We start from the raw sequence: 3,575 nt of genomic DNA on the forward strand, positions 1-3,575 counted from the left end.
GAGCCAGATGCGTCGTGGCAAGGCGCCGGGGCCGGAGCTGCCGGAAGTCCCAGGCGAAGGCATGCCCGCGGCATTGCCGCCCGAGGCCCCGCTGGTACCTGCGGCCACGCGGCCCGTGGAGGCGCAGCTTCCGGGCTTGGCGCTCGAGGCCGGGGTGGGGGCGGAAGCCGCACGGGAGGCGGACGCCGCGCTGCTAGTGGCGCCTGTGGCCCCCATCGTCGAGGCAGGGCGGCGCTCGTTTCTCTCGCGACTCCGGCTGGGGCGTGTGCTGGGGGCGGGGCTGCTGGCCATGGCCCTCGCGTCTGGGGCGTACTTCTCACAGCGGACGGACTCACCGCAGCCGCAGGGCGTCCCCGGCCAAGAAGTAGCGCCATATACAAAGAAACCTCAAGCTGCCCCGGCCGCAGCTCCCACCGGGCCGGAGGCAACACCTGCGGCCGTCGCTCCCCCCGCGACGCTTCCCGAGGTGACTGCCACCGTGACGACACCCAAGAGTGACACCCCTTCCTCCCCGCCGGTGCCTGCCAAGAAGGCCACGAGGAGCGTCAGCAGCGCCGTGGCGACGGCGGCCCTCTGCACCACGTTCGCGTGCTCCGGTCCCCAGGTGCGCCCGGCTCCGGACCCCGAACCGTGCCCGGCAGGCGCCACCAAGGGCATGAAGAAGCTGGGCATGGACATTGGGGACGAGGAGGGCGCGAGCTTTATCCGGGGGCCATCAAAATTCGTAACGGTGAAAGAAGGCACTGCACAGATCATTGTGGGCTCGGACTACGCCACGCTGTCGGGGCGGCTCATTATTGCCGACCGCGTCTATGTCCGACTGACGCGAGCGCGATTTCGCGGAGAGAGCTTCCCCGTGTGCCTGGAGGTGTTTGACAGCTCAGGCAACCGCGGGCTGGAGATAGAGGGTGGAGGTGGGGAGACGGGTAGGGCGCGCGTGTTCTCTGCCGTTGGTGTCAAGGCGGTGAGTGAATTTGAGTGAAGTGTTGCTGTCTGGCAGACGTTCGTGAGTTGCCAGCGACGTCGCCGCTGGCTTGGTCCAGGAGAAACGTCGAGTGCATCATTCCGTGTCGGCCGTGCTGCTTTCCCTCCTTCTCTCAGGAGCGGGGGCAGCTCTGGCGCAGTCGCCCTCATCCACCGTGGGGCTGAGCGTTCGCCGAATCGAGCTGGTCTCGGATGATGCCCAGCCCGCAGTTGAAGTGGCGGTGAGCCCGGGCCTCTCGACGGTGTTCCTCTTTGATTCGGAGGTGAGCCGAGAGGGGCTGATGCTTGAGGGACGCGAGCGTTTCGCGATGGTGGACGCTGGGCTCAATACCTTGCGCCTGATTCCGTCCGAGAAGATCTCGGCAGGAGAGCGGCTCAAGTTGACGGTGCGCTTTCAGGATGGGGCGGCCCCGGCGAGTGCGACGTTTGTCTTGGTCGCGCACCCTGCACGGTCAGAAGCGCTCGTCGAGGTCTATCGGCGCAAGAGGAGCGTCGAGACGTACCAGGAGGAAGTCCGTCTGGCGCGCATCGAGGCTGAGAAATGCCGAGAGGAGAATGAGCGCCTGCGCGCGGAGCGAAGTGCTCCTGACGGGCTGACGGGACTCATCTCGACGGAAGTCCTCAGCAAGCGAGGCGTTGACTACCGCGACCTGACCAAGGGGGTGAGCCAGGCCCCGGGAGGGGCCGCAGTCAAGCAGTGGGTCTATGCATATCGCGCTGCCCGAAGGGTGGCTGTTGAGGTCACCCTCAATTCACGGGGGGATGACCAACCGTGGACAGCAGTAGGTGCGACGCTCCGGGGCAAGGCCAACGAGGAGCTGAAGGTACTTCAAGTGTGGCAGTCGGGCCCTCTTGCCCCAGGTTCAACGAACCAGCGCGTGGTGGTAGAGGCTGAGGCTGCGTCCGAATCCCCTCAAGGCCCCTTCACGCTGAAGCTCTGGGACGCGGATGGGCGCCGCACAGTCACCCTGGGCAACGTCACCTTCCCTTAACCCTGCGAGGACTATCTCCACGCCATTTCGTGGGTTCCCGGCATTGGGGGGGCTTGTGCCGAATGTCAATCTAGGGTCCAATGGATTAGACCTATTGGTCTAGTCCATTCTGACGTGCCCTGGAGGCGATGTGTTCCTCACTGTGCTGGAGTGCGCGCGCGTAACTGCGCGCTTCCTTGGTGGCTGCGGAGTACGCCCGGAAGGCGACGCGCCTGAGCCGCCTTCCTAGCTCCACTCCGAAACGGGCGTTGGGCTCTCGCGCTGCGCCGAGGACCTCCCGCACCGCCATGTGAGGCGCGTGCTGGCGGTCGTCGTGCGCCGTGTGGCCGTCTGCGCTTCGTCGGGCCGCGTGCCTGACGGGCGCTGAGGAGCCCTTCCTCAGTCATCCCAATTCGCGGTTGGAGTCATGAGCGGAGCCGGGCCTTGCCCTGGCTCCGTCGCGCGACACGTCTGTCTGCTGTTGGGGCGGAGCCAGGCTTCCTGGCGCCGTGGCGTGACACGTTTGTCTGCTGTTGAGACTGCGCTGGGCTTCCTGGCGCCGTGACGTGACACGTCTGTTTGTCGTTTCACCCGGCCGGCCTGCTGGCGACTTCCGCAATGCAATGCATTCACCCCGCAGCCCGGCGCCCTGCCGGACTGAACGGGAGGCCTCTGTCTATTGCCCCGCCTTCGGGGCCTTCACAGGAGACGTCGATGTTCATGCGCTGGGCCGTCGTGTTGCTGTTGGTGTTACCCGGAGCGGGGTGGGCGGAGGAGATTGCCTATCCTGAAGACTACGTGGCCGAGGAGGAAGTCGACCCCGTTGAGGGAGATGGGGATGCACTGCTCGAGCCTTCCATGGACGAGGGGGATGCCCTGGTCGAGGAGGAGCCGGCCACGTCCGGCTCGGGCTCTGGCTGGGCGAACCGGCTGAGCCTGGAGACCACGACATGGGCGCTGCTGCCGCGGAGAGGGGCCGGAAGGGACGAAGGCTTCCTGCAGGTGCATCCGCGGCTGGAGGTCGTCAAACCAGGCCTGCTCCAGCTCGAGCTGGGCGCTCCCGTGCGCCTGCGCATGTGGGGCGCGGAAGAGGGCGCCAGTCTGGTGCGGAAGGAGGACTGGGATGAGCTCTCCGACTGGGGCCAGGTCGTGCAGAACCTGATGGTGGGAGGCGACGCGCCGAACTTCGTGTGGGTGGGCGCGTTGGAGTCCTACACGCTGCTGTCCGGGCACCTGGTGCGCCGCTACAACAACCGGGGCAACCCGGACTACCACCCGGCCGGGGCGGTCGTGACTGGGATGCTGAGGCCCTTGTACGTCGAGGCCTTCGCGTCGGACGTGCTGGGCGCGCGTCTTATGGGGGCGGAAGTCGTCCTGGACATGCAGCACATCCTCGTGGGCCGCCAGCCGTACCCCATGCAGTACACGCTGGCGCTGTCCGCGGTGCATGACTGGGGCAAGGCGGGAGGGACGTCGGAGCCGATGACGTTGGCCCATCTGGATGGGACGGCCATGCTCGTGCGGCGCCGCAATCCCGAGGGGGGCTTCGAGCTGCAGGCGAATGTGGGCTGGGGCGGGCGTCCCGGCGAGGGCGGCGCGTGGGGCGCGGTGGCGGGGCTG

Annotated in this window: 1 protein-coding gene and 2 pseudogenes; all 3 read left to right on the plus strand. The window is 67.1% G+C overall.

Annotation, left to right across the window (positions count from 1 at the left end):
• Positions 1 to 982: pseudogene (locus tag FL344_RS37920) on the plus strand (serine/threonine protein kinase); the annotation flags it as partial.
• Positions 983 to 1,055: 73 nt separating this feature from the next.
• Positions 1,056 to 1,976, plus strand: coding sequence for a DUF2381 family protein (locus FL344_RS37925; protein WP_141621927.1), 921 nt, complete (start codon positions 1,056 to 1,058; stop codon positions 1,974 to 1,976).
• A 693-nt stretch (positions 1,977 to 2,669) separates the two neighbouring features.
• A pseudogene (locus FL344_RS37930) lies at positions 2,670 to 3,575 on the plus strand (hypothetical protein); the annotation flags it as partial.

This window comes from Myxococcus sp. AB036A, assembly GCF_006547355.1.
In the GTDB taxonomy this organism is placed as follows: domain Bacteria; phylum Myxococcota; class Myxococcia; order Myxococcales; family Myxococcaceae; genus Myxococcus; species Myxococcus virescens.